The sequence below is a fragment of the Bradyrhizobium sp. CCBAU 45321 genome (assembly GCF_028128975.1).
Taxonomy (GTDB): domain Bacteria; phylum Pseudomonadota; class Alphaproteobacteria; order Rhizobiales; family Xanthobacteraceae; genus Bradyrhizobium; species Bradyrhizobium yuanmingense.
The window spans coordinates 577,577-590,666 of the sequence record NZ_LFKZ01000130.1 but is presented as its reverse complement, the minus strand read 5'-3'; the positions used below and the strand labels follow the sequence as shown (position 1 = coordinate 590,666).

Here is a 13,090-nt window from a genome sequence, read left to right as displayed (position 1 = left end):
AGCGGCAGCGTATCGACAAATGGCTGTGGCACGCGCGGGTGGTGAAGGCGCGCACCTCTGCGGCCGAGCTCGTCGTCACCGGCCATGTCCGCGTCAACGGCGTGCGCGAGACATCGCCGGGCCATGCGATCAAGCTTGGCGACGTCCTCACCATTGCGCTCGATCGCACCGTGCGCGTGCTGAAAGTCACCGCCTTCAACGAGCGCCGTGGCGATGCCGCCTCGGCTCGCGTGCTCTATGAGGAGCTCGGCACGCGCAATTAATTGCGCTTGTTATTCATTTCTTGATCGATCAAACGCATAAAGCCGTCATGTTCGGGCCTTCCCGACCTTGCGGCGCCCGGCCATCCGCGCTAGGCAAGCCGCGACTTCTAAAAGAGCTTTTCGGAGCGTTGGATGACTTACGTCGTCACTGAAAACTGCATCAAGTGCAAGTACACCGACTGCGTCGAGGTCTGCCCGGTCGATTGCTTCTACGAGGGCGACAACATGCTCGTCATCCATCCCGACGAGTGCATCGATTGCGGCGTGTGCGAGCCGGAATGCCCCGCCGACGCCATCAAGCCGGACACGGAACCGGGCCTCGAAAAGTGGCTCCAGGTCAACGCCGACTACGCCAAGAGCTGGCCGAACATCACCCAGAAGAAAGAATCACCTGCCGACGCCAAGGAATTCGACGGCATGGAAGGCAAGTTCGAGAAATATTTTTCTCCGAACCCCGGCTCTGGGGACTAATTCGCGCCCAAACTTAACCCTAATAGCGGCGCTGCCGCCGAAACCAGCCCTGAAGACCCCTAAATCATTGATTTTTGCGGGAAATGTGCTATATTGGGCACATTAAGCCGAACCCCGTCAGCCCCGTTGGCCCCTCTGGGTTCCCGTGAAACCAAATGTCGAACAGGGGCGTGGCAGTTTCCGCGCGCAGGCTGTGTCACAGAAAACGCGTAAAAAGAGTACTTCAGCGAGGGCTTCCCATAAGGAGGCCAAAAAAGTCGCCGCGGCCAGCCGTAGCGCATCCAAGGGTCGGACCGCGACGAAGGCGCCGGCTGCAAAGTCCTCGAAGAACAAAAGAAGCGCAATGCCTAACAAGACTGCCAAACCGGCCGCGAAAGCGACCGCTGCCAAGCCTGCTGCCGCCAAGCCTTTGAATGTCAAGCCTGTGACTGCCAAGGCCCCCGCTGCCAAGCCCGCCGCGACGAAGGCCCCTGTTGCCGTTGCGCCCGCCAAGGCTCCCGTCGCCGCCAAGCCGGCTGCCAAGCCCGCGGCTGCGCCGAAGGTCGAGGAAAAGAAGGTCGTGACCCAGCGTCAGGGCTTCAAGGCCAACGAATTCGTGGTCTATCCCGCTCACGGCGTCGGCCAGATCCTGGCCATCGAGGAGCAGGAGATCGCCGGTGCGAAGCTCGAGCTGTTCGTCATCAACTTCATCAAGGACAAGATGACGCTGCGCGTGCCGACCGCCAAGGTCGCCAATGTCGGCATGCGCAAGCTGTCCGACCCGGCCCTGGTCAAGAAGGCGCTGGAGACGCTAAAGGGCCGCGCCCGCGTCAAGCGCACCATGTGGTCGCGCCGCGCCCAGGAATACGAAGCGAAGATCAATTCGGGCGACATCGTCGCGATCGCGGAAGTCGTGCGCGACCTCTATCGCTCGGAATCGCAGCCCGAGCAGTCCTACTCGGAACGCCAGCTCTATGAAGCGGCGCTCGACCGTCTGTCCCGCGAAATCGCGGTGGTGCAGCACTCGACCGAGACCGAAGCGGTCAAGGAGATCGAGGCGCAGCTTGCCAAGAGCCCGCGCCGCAATGCCAAGGCGGAAGCTGCCGAGGGCGAAGCTGACACGGATGCCGAGGGCGATACCGACGATACCGATGGCGACGACAGCACCGTCGCCGACGAGGCCGCGTAAGCCGGCACCGAACGCAAGCAATCAAAAGCCCGGCCGTTTGGCCGGGCTTTTTGTTTGGCTTCCTGAGGCCGCGGGAGTTCGGCTCTACGCGCCGCGCGGCTGGGTCCAGATCGAGATCGGCTGCTGAATGCCGCGGACCGCCCGCGCCTCTCGCGCTTCCAATGACTGAAACGTTGCGGCTGCACCGCCAAGCTCGGCCTTCGCCTGGCTGACGAGGTCGTCACTCGCCACCAGCGCGCAGTCGAAGGTGCGGGTCAAAGCCTCGAGGCGGCTTGCCACGTTGACGGTCGCGCCGATCACGGCAAATTCCAGACAGGTCTGCCCGAGGTCGCCGAGCACCACCGGCCCATAATGCAAGCCAAAGCTCACATGCAGCTTTGGCTCGCCTGACGCTGCCCGCTGATCGTTCCAACGCTCCGCCGCCGCGATCATCGCCTGGGCACATCGCAGCGCGTTGCTGGCGTCGTGCTCGCCGGCAAAGGGCGTTCCGAACGTCGCCATCAATCCGTCCCCGAGATATTTGTCGAGCGTGCCGCTATGGCGGAAAACCTCCTGCTCCATCAATCCGTGGAATTCCCGCAACGTCCGCACCACCTCCTGCGGCGAGCGCGCATCGGCAAAGGCCGTGAAGCCGACGATGTCGACGAACAGCACCGCGACGTGTTGCGTGCGGACCTGCTTCAACGGCTCGTCCTGTTTCGACAATTCCGCCACGACATTCGGTGAAAAGTAGCGTGCGAGGTTGCCGCGCTCGCGCTCCACCGCGGCATGCCGAATCAAGAGGTCGTTGCTGCGGCGGACCGCGAGCGCCAAGGTCGCGGCCACGATCAGGAATACGACGATCTCCTGGACCCGAACGTGGAATCCGATCGCGCTGGGCGAGATCATTGCAAACAGGCGCTCATCGCTGCCTGTTGCGGCCGCGATGCGGGCCGTCAGCGCAGGATCGCGATCGGGCTGCCACCAGACCCAGGCGATGCCGATCAACCAGAGCGCGGTCGTCCACATGCCGACCGCAATGACGGTCCGCCAAGTATAGGCCAATGTGGCGCCTGCGAGCAGGACGAAGAAATAAATGAAGTTGCCGAAATGGTACTGCATTGCGACCGGCCAATGCGAGGCTCCGAACGGATTCGGAACCACAATCAGGTACGTCAGCAGCGCCAGGTCGCAGAACAGGAGCGCCAATTCCGGCCGTGACAGGCCCACCCGCCCAACCCGGACCTGGGCCCAGCCAATCAGTGCGAACAAGCCGAGCAGCGCCACGTAGTAGAGCTGCTCCCAGGCCGGGTTGATCACCATGATCAGGCAGCCAATGACGACGAGGGCGACATAGCGCGCCCGCACCGCGAGTTGCAGGCCCTCCCGCTTGGCGGACGTCAGCGCGGCCTGTGCGAACTGAACTGTTTCGGCATCGCGCTCGCTCGGCGCGGGCGAATGCGCAGCCGGCAGGTTGAAGCGCTCGACGAGCATTGTCACGGCAGTCTCCTCGCTTGGGCCTTCAGCCGCTGGTTCGCTGCGCCCTTGCCGAGACGCTGATTTCATTCGGGCTGCCTTCTCCGTCAGCCGCTGCCGCAACCGACGTCCACCAGTCCCCCAAGGCATCGATCAACGGCACGAGCGCGTGACCGGCGGCCGTCAGATCGTATTCCACGCGCAGCGGATATCCGCCGAATTCCGTGCGGCTGACGATCCCGGCGTCCTCCAGCTTGCGAAGCTCGAGCGCGAGCATCCTGTGTGAGATGGTCGGATTATCGCGGCGCAGATCGCTGAAGCGCTTGGTGCCCTGCTTCAAATAATAGATCAGCAGCGTCGGCCAGCGACCGCTCAGAATCTGCATCACTTCCTCGATGGGACATCTCGACACGAGATCCTTCATCGGTGCCTCCAGGTTACAAAAAAGTTCGTAATTTACTTGATGCGGCGAGCGGCTAGGGTCGCATCACCGCTGCGCAGCGTGATCATCAGAAATCACGGAGAATGGATCATGGACCCAATTCTACTCTACGGCTTCCCGAAGGGAAGCTCCATGGGGCTCGTTGCGGCTCTCGAATGGCTGGGCAAGCCATATCGGCTGTGTCGGGTCGATATGTTGGGCGAGATGCGAAACCCGTCATACGCCCGTATCAATCCGCGACACGAGACGCCGGTCTTCATCACCGAGCAGGGCGAGGTGCTGACGGAAACGATGGCGATCGCAGCCTGGTTAGAGGCCAGGGATGTCGAACGCCGCATCAGCTTCGATCCCTCATCGCGGCAAGCCGATCGCATGCATCAGCTCATGGCGTTCGTGAATACCGGTTTCACCGCCGCCTTCGCGCCGCTGTGGGCCGCATTGGAAGCCGAAGCGATGGAGCCCGCCGCGAAGTCGGTCCTGCGCGCATTTGGCACAGCAAGGGTCATCGAGCGTCATGACAAGCTCGAAGAAATGATCGAAACGCGGCAATTCCTGCTCGGGGAGCGGCCGACCCTTGCCGACGCCGTGCTTGTCGGCGTCGCGCGCTGGCTCGACTTCCATGCGGTTGCGGAGAGGAGCCGCTGGCCGAAGCTGGCGGCGCTGCGAGCTCGCCTCGAGTCCGATCCCGCGGTCCTCTACGCCACCGCTCTCGAGGACGGCGACTCGCATCGGGGAACGGGATCGTGCACAGGCCAAGTCGCGCTGGCCGAATTGATTGCGCAGTTCGGCAAATAGGAAGGCAGGAGGAGCCTCGATGCGCTCCTACTTCACCGGGCGCTTCTCGAGCTTCCTCGCCAGCGTCCGCCGGTGCATGCCCAGCCGGCGGGCCGCTTCGGAGATGTTGAAGTCGGTCTCGATCAAGGTCTGGTGAATGCGTTCCCATTCCAACGTCTTGATCGAGGTCGGCCGCGAATCGAGCGCGACCTCGGCGTTGCCTTCGGCCTTGTGGAAGGCGGCCTCGATGTCGTCGGTGTTCGACGGCTTTGCCAGATAGTGGCAGGCCCCCAACTTGATCGCCTCGACCGCGGTGGAGATGCTGGCAAAGCCGGTCAGCACCACGATCAGCATGTCCGGGTCATGCGTGTGCAGGAGCTCGACGCAGGCAAGGCCCGAGGCGCCGCCGAGCTTGAGGTCGACCACGGCATGACCGAAAGAGCGTTCCTCCAGCACCTGGCGCACCTCCTCGATCGAGGCGGCGAGTACCACCTCGTAGCCGCGGCGCTCGAACGAGCGCTTCAGCGTGCGGGCAAAACCCGCATCGTCCTCGACGACGATCAGCGAACGGTCAGGCGTCAAAATTCCCTCCGATCGCCAATGTTGCGAGCGGCAGCGTGAGGCGCACCGTGGCGCCGCGCTTCCTGTGGTTCTTGGCGCTCACGGTGCCCCCCAATTTGCGCACGACGTTCACCACCAGGAACAGGCCGAGCCCGCCGCCGGCGCGACCCTTGCTCGACTGATAGGGCTTCCCCAGCTGCGCCAGCATCTCCGGCGCAAAGCCCGGGCCGCGGTCGGAGATCGACAGCACGAGATTGTCGCCCTCGCGCTCGGCGACGAGCTCGACCCACTCGCGCGAGACCTCATAGGCGTTGCCGAGCACGTTGAAGATCACCTGCTTCAGGGCGACGTCGGAGACGATTGCGACGTCCTCGCCGAAGGTGTTGACGAAGTAGAGCGTGCGGGCGGAGCGCGCATTGCGCCATTCGTCGACCAGCGCGGTGACGAAGGCCGTCACCGTCGTCGGTGAGGAGCCTTCACCGCGCGCTTCGCCCGCCGACACCAGGATGCCTGTCACGATCGACTTGCAGCGCTGCAACGAGGTTTCCATCTCCGCGAGGTCCTCGGCAAGCTCCTGATCGGCGGCAAGATCCGGCATGCGGCGCCAGTCGCTGAGGATTACCGAGAGCGAGGCGAGCGGCGTGCCGAGCTCATGGGCCGCGCCGGAGGCGAGCAGGCCCATGCGCACGATATGGTCCTGTTCGGCGGCATGCTGGCGCAGCGCCGCCAGATGCGCGTCGCGCTCGCGCAAATTCCTGTTGATGCGGGTGACGAACACGACGAGCAGCACGGCGTTGAGCACGAAGCCCAGGAGCATGCCTGTTACGGTGAGCGTATAGGTCTCGCTCAACGGATTGGGCGGCAGATCGAGCGGCCGGTAGGCCAATGTCAGCCAGACGAAGCTGGCGCAGGTCAGCGCCACCAGCGACCAGGTCGAGCGGGCATCGAGCAGCACCGCACCGAGCGTCACCTGGAGCAGGAACAGCGAGGTGAATGGATTGGTGGCGCCGCCGGAGAGATAGAGCTGCGCGGTCAGCGCGGCGACGTCCAGTATCAAGGCGACCAACAGCTCATTGTTGGTGATCGCAGCGCGATGGCGCACCCAGACCAGGCTGGAGACGTTGAGCAGCACCAGCGCGCCGATCACCGCGCCCATCCGCTCCAGCGGCAGGGGGATGCCGAGGCCGAAATGCACGGTACCGATGGTCACGATCTGGCCGACCACCGCGGTCCAGCGCAGCTGGATCAGCAGCGCCATGTTCTTGCGGTTGGTCTCGTCCTCGGTCGGCATGGTGCCGATCAGCTCGCTGCGCGCGTCGGCCTGCGATTGCAGCGTGACGGCTTGCCCGTCACGCCCAAGCGTCTGGGAAAGCGTTTTCCCGTCGTCAGGTCGGCTCGACGATCGTTCCAGCATCTGATCCCGTCCTGCGGGCGTCGGCATCCGAGCCGCCGGCCTTGTCGTGGACGAAGCGCTTGCGACGGAACAGCCCGCCGCCGAATGTGACGAAAAGTCTGCCGGCCAGCATGAAAGCCAGGGCAAACCACGTCAGCGCGTAGATCAGGTGGTTATTGGGAAAGCGGATCACGGTCAATCCGCCGATTGGGCCGCCGGCGATTTGTGATCCGGCGTCGGCGTCCACGAAGAAGGGCGCGACCTCGCGAAGGCCGCGCGCCGCCGCAATGGCGGCGACGTCCCGCGAGTACCAGCGGTTGTGCTGGGGCACGTTGGTGCGCAAGAAACCGCCCTTCGGCTCGGTGATGCGCAGGAGGCCGGTGATCTCGACCCGACCTTGCGGATTGCCGTTCCGGCGCGTCGATGCGTCGCGGCGCTCGGACGGCACGAAGCCGCGATTGATCAGGACCAGCGTGCCGTCGTCGCGCTGAAGCGGCGTCAGCACCCAATAGCCGGGGCCTTCCTCGGTGACGGCCTGAACCAGCGTCTCGCTCTCATGCAGGAAGCGCCCGCTGAGGCTGACGTGCCTGTATTCGTCGCTTGCGGCGCTGACGGCGGGCCACGAAGCAGGCAAGGGGATCGGCTGCGCCGGCGCGTGGACGCGCTGCTCGACCCGGTCGATCAGCGCCAGCTTCCAGGCGCGGCGCTCGATCTGCCAGACGCCGAGCGCGATCAGAAGCGCAAGGGCGATTAGCGAGAGGACCGCCAGCCACAAGGACGCCGGCCGCGCAGCCTTGCTGCGCGCATCTCCGTCCTCACCCGTCACGGTCCCGGTTTCGCTCACTTCATGCCGCTCATCTGGTGCATCGGCATCATGTTGCTGTTGAGGTGGCTCATCACCCACAGCGAACCCGACAGCGCGATCACCACCATCACGATGGTGAAGATCAGCGCCATCATGGTCCAGCCGTTCTCGGAGGTCGTGTTCATGTGCAGGAAATAGACCATGTGCACGACGATCTGCACGATTGCGAAGGCCATGATCACCAGCGCGGTGATCTGCTTGCTCGGCAGCGCGCCGCTCATCACCAGCCAGAACGGGATCGCGGTGAGCGCGACCGAGAGCACGAAGCCGAGCATGTAGCCCGAGAACGTGCTGTGGGCGTGGCCGCCCTCGTGGTGATGGTCGTGCGCGCCGGCTGCGTGGGTATCGGTGCTCATCGCAGAACTCCCAGGAGATAGACGAAGGTGAAGACGCCGATCCAGACCACGTCGAGGAAGTGCCAGAACATCGACAGGCACATCAGGCGGCGGCGGTTGGCCTCGATCAGGCCGAACTTTCCGACCTGCACCATCAGCGTCACCAGCCAGATCAGGCCGCAGGTGACGTGCAGGCCGTGGGTGCCGACCAGGGTGAAGAAGGCGGAGAGGAAGGCGCTGCGCTGCGGCGTTGCGCCCTCGTGGATCATGTGGGCGAACTCGAAGAGCTCGATGCCGATGAACGCGGCCCCGAACAGGCCGGTGATCGCGAGCCAGATTTGCGTCTGCGCGACCTTGTTCTGCTGCATCGTCAGCATCGCAAAGCCGTAGGTGATCGAAGACAGCAGCAGCATGGACGTGTTCACCGCGACCAGGGTGAGGTCGAACAGGTCCTTCGGCGCGGGGCCGGCGGCATAGTTGCCGCCGAGCACGCCGTAGGTGGCGAACAGGATCGCAAAGATGAGACAGTCGCTCATCAGATAGATCCAGAAGCCGAGCGAGGTGCTCCAGCCTTCCGGATGCGGATGCTCGTCAGCGAGGTAGAAGACCGGCTCGCCGGTCTGCGAGGGATGAACAGCGACAGTCATTTACTTGGCTCCGGCGAGCAGCTTGGTGCGCGCGTCCTCGGTCCGGATGACGTCGTCAGCCGGAATGTCGAAGTCGCGGTGATAGTTGAAGGTGTGGCCGATCCCAACGGCCAGCATCGCGATGAAGCTCAGGGCGGCGAGCCACCACATGTACCAGACGAGAGCAAAGCCCATCGCGGTGGCGAAGCCGGCGAGGATGATGCCGGTGCCGGTGCTGCTGGGCATGTGGATCGGCTTGAACCCGGTGAGCGGACGCTGATAGCCGCGCCGCTTCATGTCCCACCACGCGTCATTGTCGTGAACGACCGGGGTGAAGGCGAAGTTGTAGTCCGGCGGCGGCGAGGAGGTCGCCCATTCCAGCGTGCGCGCGTCCCAGGGATCGCCGGTGACGTCCTTGAGCTGCTCGCGCTTGAGCAGGCTGACCGCGAACTGTATCAGCATCGCGAGGATGCCGATGAAGACGAACACGGCACCGATCGCGGCGATGACGAACCAGATCTGCAGGGACGGATCGTCGAACACTCGCAGGCGGCGGGTCACGCCCATCAGGCCGAGCACGTAGAGCGGCATGAAGGCCAGGTAGAAGCCCGTGACCCAGAACCAGAACGACATCTTGCCCCAGAACGGATCGAGCTTGAAGCCGAAAGCCTTCGGGAACCAGTAGTTGATCCCGGCGAACGCGCCGAACACCACGCCGCCGATGATCACGTTGTGGAAGTGCGCGATCAGGAACAGGCTGTTGTGCAGCACGAAGTCGGCCGGCGGCACCGCGAGCAGCACACCGGTCATGCCGCCGATCACGAAGGTCAGCATGAAGGCGATGGTCCACATCATCGGCAGCTCGTAGCGGATGCGGCCGCGATACATCGTGAACAGCCAGTTGAACATCTTCGCGCCCGTCGGGATCGAGATGATCATCGTGGTAATGCCGAAGAACGAGTTGACGCTGGCGCCCGAGCCCATCGTGAAGAAGTGGTGCAGCCACACCAGGTAGGACAGGATGGTGATGACGACCGTGGCGTAGACCATCGAGGTGTAGCCGAACAGCCGCTTGCCCGAGAAGGTCGAGGTGACCTCGGAGAAGATGCCGAACGCCGGGAGAACCAGGATGTAGACCTCGGGGTGGCCCCAGATCCAGATCAGGTTCACGTACATCATCGGGCTGCCGCCGAAATCGTTGGTGAAGAAGTTGGTGCCGACGTAGCGGTCGAGCGAGAGCAGCGCGAGCACCACGGTCAGGACCGGGAAGGAGGCGACGATCAGCACGTTGGTGCAGAGCGAGGTCCAGGTGAACACCGGCATCTTCATCATGGTCATGCCGGGGCAGCGCAGCTTGACGATGGTGCAGATCAGGTTGATGCCGGATAGCGTCGTTCCGACGCCGGCGACCTGCAGCGCCCAGATGTAATAGTCGACGCCGACGTCGGGACTGTAGCCGATGTTCGACAGCGGCGGATAAGCCAGCCAGCCGGTGCGGGCGAATTCGCCGATGAACAGCGAGGCCATCACCAGCACCGCGCCGCCGACCGTCATCCAGAAGCTGAAATTGTTCAGGAACGGGAACGAGACGTCGCGCGCGCCGATCTGCAGCGGCACGACGTAGTTCATCAGGCCGGTGACCAGCGGCATCGCCACGAAGAAGATCATGATCACGCCGTGGGCGGTGAAGATCTGGTCGTAGTGATGGGCGTTGAGATAGCCTTCGGAGCCGTTGAACGCGAGCATCTGCTGGCCGCGCATCATCAGCGCGTCGGCAAAGCCGCGCAGCAGCATCACGATGCCGAGGATCATGTACATGATGCCGATGCGCTTGTGATCCACCGTGGTGAACCATTCGCGCCAGAGATAGCCCCAGAGGCGGAAATAGGTGAGGCCGCCGAGCAGCGCGGCGCCGCCGAGCGCGACCACCACGAAGGTGCCGACCACGATCGGCTCGTGCAGCGGCAGCGATTCGAGGCCGAGCCGGCCGAAGATAAGCTTGAGAAGATCAGGAGACATGCGAACTCTCTTTAGGAGTCTGACTTCAGGAATCGGACTTGGGACGCTGTCCGAGGAAGAAGGACGAGGACTTCAGCGGCGTGAACGACGGCCGCTTCAGGCCGGCACCCAGGAGCGGCGCGAAGTCGGTCGGAGCCTTGATCGAGGCGGTGGTCTGCCCCTGCGGCGCATCCGGCGTGCAGGTGCCGGCGACGAAGGTCGGCTCGGGTCCGAGCACCGTGCCGCGGCGGGCATACTTGTCGTAGGCGAGCGGCAAGGTGTTGTTCAGGCCCTGATGGCCGTTGCCGCCCTTGGCGTCGATCGCCATCATCTCGCTCTGGCACATCTTGCCGGTCTCGACGCACATGTTGAGGATCAGGCGGTAGAGATCGGCATCGACGGTGCCCCAGCGCCGCACCGGCTCGTTCTGGCTGGGCTTCTCCAGCTGGAGATATTCGGCGCGGCCGAGCGAGCCGCCGGCCGACTTGGCGCTGGCGATCCAGTCGTCAAAGCCCTTGTCGTCGAACCCCTTGAAATTGAAGTGCATGCCGGAGAAGCCGGCGCCGCTATAGTTCGCCGAAAAACCCTTGTAGGTGCCGGCGTGGTTGACGACGGCGTGGAGTTTGGTCTCCATGCCCGGCATCGCGTAGATCTGGCCGGCGAGCGCGGGGATGTAGAACGAGTTCATCACCGAGGACGCGGTGATGCGGAAGGTGATCGGGCGATCGACCGGAGCTGCGAGCTCGTTGACGGTGGCGATGCCGTAGTCCGGGTAGATGAAGAGCCACTTCCAGTCGAGCGCGACGACGTCGACCTCGAGCGGGGCCTTGGACTTGTCCACGGCGCGCTCGGCATGAATGCGGCCGAGGGTGCGATAGGGATCGAGCAGATGCGTGCCCATCCAGGTCAGCGCGCCCAGGCAGACGATGATCAAGAGCGGCGCCGACCAGATCACCAGCTCGAGCTTGGTCGAGTGGTCCCAGTCCGGCTCGTAGCGGGCCTCGGTGTTGGACTGGCGGTAGCGCCAGGCGAACAGCACCGTCAGCGCCATTACGGGCACGACGATCAGCAGCATCAGGACGGTGGAGATGATGACGAGGTCGCGCTGTTGCGCGGCGATATCGCCGGCTGGCGCCAGCACGACGTAGTCGCAGCCGCTGAGTGCAGCAGCCAGAGGTAGTAGCGCCAGGATCTTGAGACGAGACACGGGCCGAGCCTTATGAGAATGAGTTTCCTTTGCGGGGCCAAGGGGTAGCTGCGGCGCAACAATGGGGACATTGGACAATTTGTCCAATGTTGCAGTGCGGGAGGTTGCGCCAGATAGGGCCAGATTGCCTGGCGCCCCGCCGGGCGGTCGGCTTTGGTTTTCAGGACGTTAAGGGCGCACGAATGGCGACGGCACAGACCCCCGCAATGGCAGACCTCCACACGGGCGAGCACGGCCACGACCAGGCCAGTCCCGGCGAGATCGCCATCGGCGTCATCATCGGCCGTACCTCGGAATTCTTCGACTTCTTCGTCTTCGCGATCGCCTCGGTGATCGTGTTTCCGCGCCTGGTGTTTCCGTTCGCGAGCGAGCTGACCGGGACCCTCTATTCCTTCATGGTCTTCGCGCTGGCCTTCATGGCCCGTCCGATCGGCACCGTCATTTTCATGACGATCGACCGCGAATACGGCAAGACGGCCAAGCTGATCTCGGCGCTATTCCTGCTGGGCACCGCCACCGTCGCGCTCGCGTTCCTGCCCGGCTATCAGGAGATCGGCGTCGCCGCGATCTGGCTGCTGGCGCTGGCGCGCATCGCGCAGGGTCTGGCCTGGGGCGGCGCCTGGGACGGCATGGCTTCGCTGCTGGCGCTGAATGCGCCGGCCTCGCAGCGCGGCTGGTACGCGATGGTGCCGCAGCTCGGCGCCCCGCTCGGGCTGATCGTGGCGAGCGCGCTGTTCGCCTATTTCGCCGGTCTCCTCTCGGCCGATGATTTCTTCGACTGGGGCTGGCGCTATCCGTTCTTCGTCGCCTTCGCCATCAATGTCGTCGCGCTGTTCGCGCGCCTGCGCATGGTGACGACGGAAGAATACGCCACGCTGTTCGAGACCCGCGAACTCCAGCCGGCGCGGATCTCCGAGACCGTCGCGCGCGAAGGCCAGACCATCATGCTGGGCGCCTTTGCGCCGCTGGCGAGCTTCGCGCTGTTTCACATGGTCACGGTGTTCCCGCTGTCCTGGGTGTTCCTGTTCACCCACGAAAGCCCGGTGCGCTTCTTGATCATCGAGATCGTCGCCGCCGTGTTCGGCGTCGCCGCGATCGTGGCCTCCGGCATCATTGCCGACCGCGTCGGGCGCAAGTCGCTCTTGATGGGATCGGCGATCGCGATCGCGATCTACAGCGGCTTCGCGCCACAGCTGCTCGACGCCGGCGCGTTCGGCGAGACCATCTACATGGTGATCGGCTTCATCCTGCTCGGCCTGTCCTTCGGCCAGTCGTCGGGTGCGATCGCCTCGAACTTCCGGCAGGCCTATCGCTACACGGCGTCGGCGCTGACCTCCGACATGGCCTGGCTGTTCGGCGCCGGCTTCGCCCCGCTGGTCGCGCTGCTGCTCGCCACCAATCTCGGCGTCATCGCCTCGGGTGCGTATCTGCTCTCCGGCGCTTTCTGGACCCTGCTCGCGCTCTGGCTCAGCGGCCAGCGCGAAGCGGGGGATATGGATGCGGGGCGCTGATCACGCAGCGCATGCAGGGTG

Annotated in this window: 14 protein-coding genes; 5 read left to right on the top strand and 9 right to left on the bottom strand. The window is 64.2% G+C overall.

Annotated features, from left to right (window positions below; translation table 11 throughout):
• Positions 1-11 precede the first annotated feature (11 nt).
• The 3 genes from ACM43_RS35335 (at position 12) to ACM43_RS35325 (ending at position 1,902) form a co-directional block, all read left to right on the top strand.
• Positions 12-263: an RNA-binding S4 domain-containing protein gene (locus ACM43_RS35335; RefSeq protein WP_074447665.1), complete on the top strand. Its 252-nt coding sequence runs from the start codon at positions 12-14 to the stop codon at positions 261-263.
• Positions 264-395: 132 nt separating this feature from the next.
• Positions 396-734 carry a ferredoxin FdxA gene (fdxA, locus tag ACM43_RS35330; RefSeq protein ID WP_018643465.1) on the top strand — a complete coding sequence of 113 codons (339 nt, stop codon included), beginning with the start codon at positions 396-398 and terminating at the stop codon, positions 732-734.
• A 343-nt stretch (positions 735-1,077) separates the two neighbouring features.
• The gene (locus ACM43_RS35325) at positions 1,078-1,902 is read left to right on the top strand and encodes a CarD family transcriptional regulator (RefSeq protein WP_074447640.1); all 825 of its coding nucleotides are present in this window, start codon (positions 1,078-1,080) and stop codon (positions 1,900-1,902) included.
• Between the two features lie 84 nt (positions 1,903-1,986).
• Here ACM43_RS35325 and ACM43_RS35320 read toward each other — a convergent pair whose 3' ends face one another.
• Complete coding sequence (locus tag ACM43_RS35320) at positions 1,987-3,375, bottom strand: adenylate/guanylate cyclase domain-containing protein (protein WP_271546536.1); 1,389 nt, start codon at positions 3,373-3,375, stop codon at positions 1,987-1,989.
• 28 nt (positions 3,376-3,403) lie between these two features.
• Complete coding sequence (locus ACM43_RS35315) at positions 3,404-3,781, bottom strand: winged helix-turn-helix transcriptional regulator (RefSeq protein ID WP_271546472.1); 378 nt, start codon at positions 3,779-3,781, stop codon at positions 3,404-3,406.
• A gap of 108 nt (positions 3,782-3,889) precedes the next feature.
• Here ACM43_RS35315 and ACM43_RS35310 point away from each other — a divergent pair, with 108 nt between their 5' ends.
• Positions 3,890-4,594, top strand: a complete 705-nt coding sequence (locus ACM43_RS35310) for a glutathione S-transferase family protein (protein WP_271546470.1) — start codon at positions 3,890-3,892, stop codon at positions 4,592-4,594.
• Positions 4,595-4,621: 27 nt separating this feature from the next.
• Here ACM43_RS35310 and ACM43_RS35305 read toward each other — a convergent pair whose 3' ends face one another.
• Genes ACM43_RS35305 through cyoA form a run of 7 tightly spaced genes read right to left on the bottom strand, consistent with a single transcriptional unit; the run spans position 4,622 to position 11,558 of the window.
• Positions 4,622-5,155: a response regulator transcription factor gene (locus tag ACM43_RS35305; RefSeq protein ID WP_057028497.1), complete on the bottom strand. Its 534-nt coding sequence runs from the start codon at positions 5,153-5,155 to the stop codon at positions 4,622-4,624.
• Positions 5,145-6,548 carry an ATP-binding protein gene (locus ACM43_RS35300; protein ID WP_271546468.1) on the bottom strand — a complete coding sequence of 468 codons (1,404 nt, stop codon included), beginning with the start codon at positions 6,546-6,548 and terminating at the stop codon, positions 5,145-5,147. The genes ACM43_RS35305 and ACM43_RS35300 overlap by 11 nt, the downstream gene beginning before the upstream one ends.
• On the bottom strand, positions 6,520-7,371 hold the full coding sequence (locus tag ACM43_RS35295) for an SURF1 family protein (RefSeq protein WP_271546466.1): 852 nt from the start codon (positions 7,369-7,371) through the stop codon (positions 6,520-6,522). Before ACM43_RS35295 ends, ACM43_RS35300 begins: the two co-directional genes overlap by 29 nt.
• The gene (gene cyoD, locus ACM43_RS35290; protein ID WP_271546464.1) at positions 7,368-7,748 is read right to left on the bottom strand and encodes a cytochrome o ubiquinol oxidase subunit IV; all 381 of its coding nucleotides are present in this window, start codon (positions 7,746-7,748) and stop codon (positions 7,368-7,370) included. The genes ACM43_RS35295 and cyoD overlap by 4 nt, the downstream gene beginning before the upstream one ends.
• Positions 7,745-8,374, bottom strand: a complete 630-nt coding sequence (gene cyoC, locus ACM43_RS35285) for a cytochrome o ubiquinol oxidase subunit III (RefSeq protein WP_157286618.1) — start codon at positions 8,372-8,374, stop codon at positions 7,745-7,747. The genes cyoD and cyoC overlap by 4 nt, the downstream gene beginning before the upstream one ends.
• Positions 8,375-10,372: a cytochrome o ubiquinol oxidase subunit I gene (cyoB, locus tag ACM43_RS35280; RefSeq protein WP_271546462.1), complete on the bottom strand. Its 1,998-nt coding sequence runs from the start codon at positions 10,370-10,372 to the stop codon at positions 8,375-8,377. It lies immediately after the preceding gene.
• A gap of 25 nt (positions 10,373-10,397) precedes the next feature.
• The gene (cyoA, locus tag ACM43_RS35275) at positions 10,398-11,558 is read right to left on the bottom strand and encodes a ubiquinol oxidase subunit II (protein WP_271546460.1); all 1,161 of its coding nucleotides are present in this window, start codon (positions 11,556-11,558) and stop codon (positions 10,398-10,400) included.
• Positions 11,559-11,740: 182 nt separating this feature from the next.
• On the opposite strand from cyoA, the gene ACM43_RS35270 reads away from it, so the two are divergent.
• Positions 11,741-13,069, top strand: coding sequence for an MFS transporter (locus ACM43_RS35270; RefSeq protein ID WP_157286616.1), 1,329 nt, complete (start codon positions 11,741-11,743; stop codon positions 13,067-13,069).
• Positions 13,070-13,090 lie beyond the last annotated feature (21 nt).

What these genes read in the sequence shown, in the direction of transcription:
- fdxA (WP_018643465.1), top strand. Translation starts at nt 396, where the DNA reads ATGACTTACGTCGTCACTGAAAACTGCATCAAGTGCAAGTACACCGAC.
- ACM43_RS35325 (WP_074447640.1), top strand. Translation starts at nt 1,078, where the DNA reads ATGCCTAACAAGACTGCCAAACCGGCCGCGAAAGCGACCGCTGCCAAG.
- ACM43_RS35320 (WP_271546536.1), bottom strand. Translation starts at nt 3,375, where the DNA reads ATGCTCGTCGAGCGCTTCAACCTGCCGGCTGCGCATTCGCCCGCGCCG.
- ACM43_RS35315 (WP_271546472.1), bottom strand. Translation starts at nt 3,781, where the DNA reads ATGAAGGATCTCGTGTCGAGATGTCCCATCGAGGAAGTGATGCAGATT.
- ACM43_RS35310 (WP_271546470.1), top strand. Translation starts at nt 3,890, where the DNA reads ATGGACCCAATTCTACTCTACGGCTTCCCGAAGGGAAGCTCCATGGGG.
- ACM43_RS35300 (WP_271546468.1), bottom strand. Translation starts at nt 6,548, where the DNA reads ATGCTGGAACGATCGTCGAGCCGACCTGACGACGGGAAAACGCTTTCC.
- cyoD (WP_271546464.1), bottom strand. Translation starts at nt 7,748, where the DNA reads ATGAGCACCGATACCCACGCAGCCGGCGCGCACGACCATCACCACGAG.
- cyoC (WP_157286618.1), bottom strand. Translation starts at nt 8,374, where the DNA reads ATGACTGTCGCTGTTCATCCCTCGCAGACCGGCGAGCCGGTCTTCTAC.
- cyoB (WP_271546462.1), bottom strand. Translation starts at nt 10,372, where the DNA reads ATGTCTCCTGATCTTCTCAAGCTTATCTTCGGCCGGCTCGGCCTCGAA.
- ACM43_RS35270 (WP_157286616.1), top strand. Translation starts at nt 11,741, where the DNA reads ATGGCGACGGCACAGACCCCCGCAATGGCAGACCTCCACACGGGCGAG.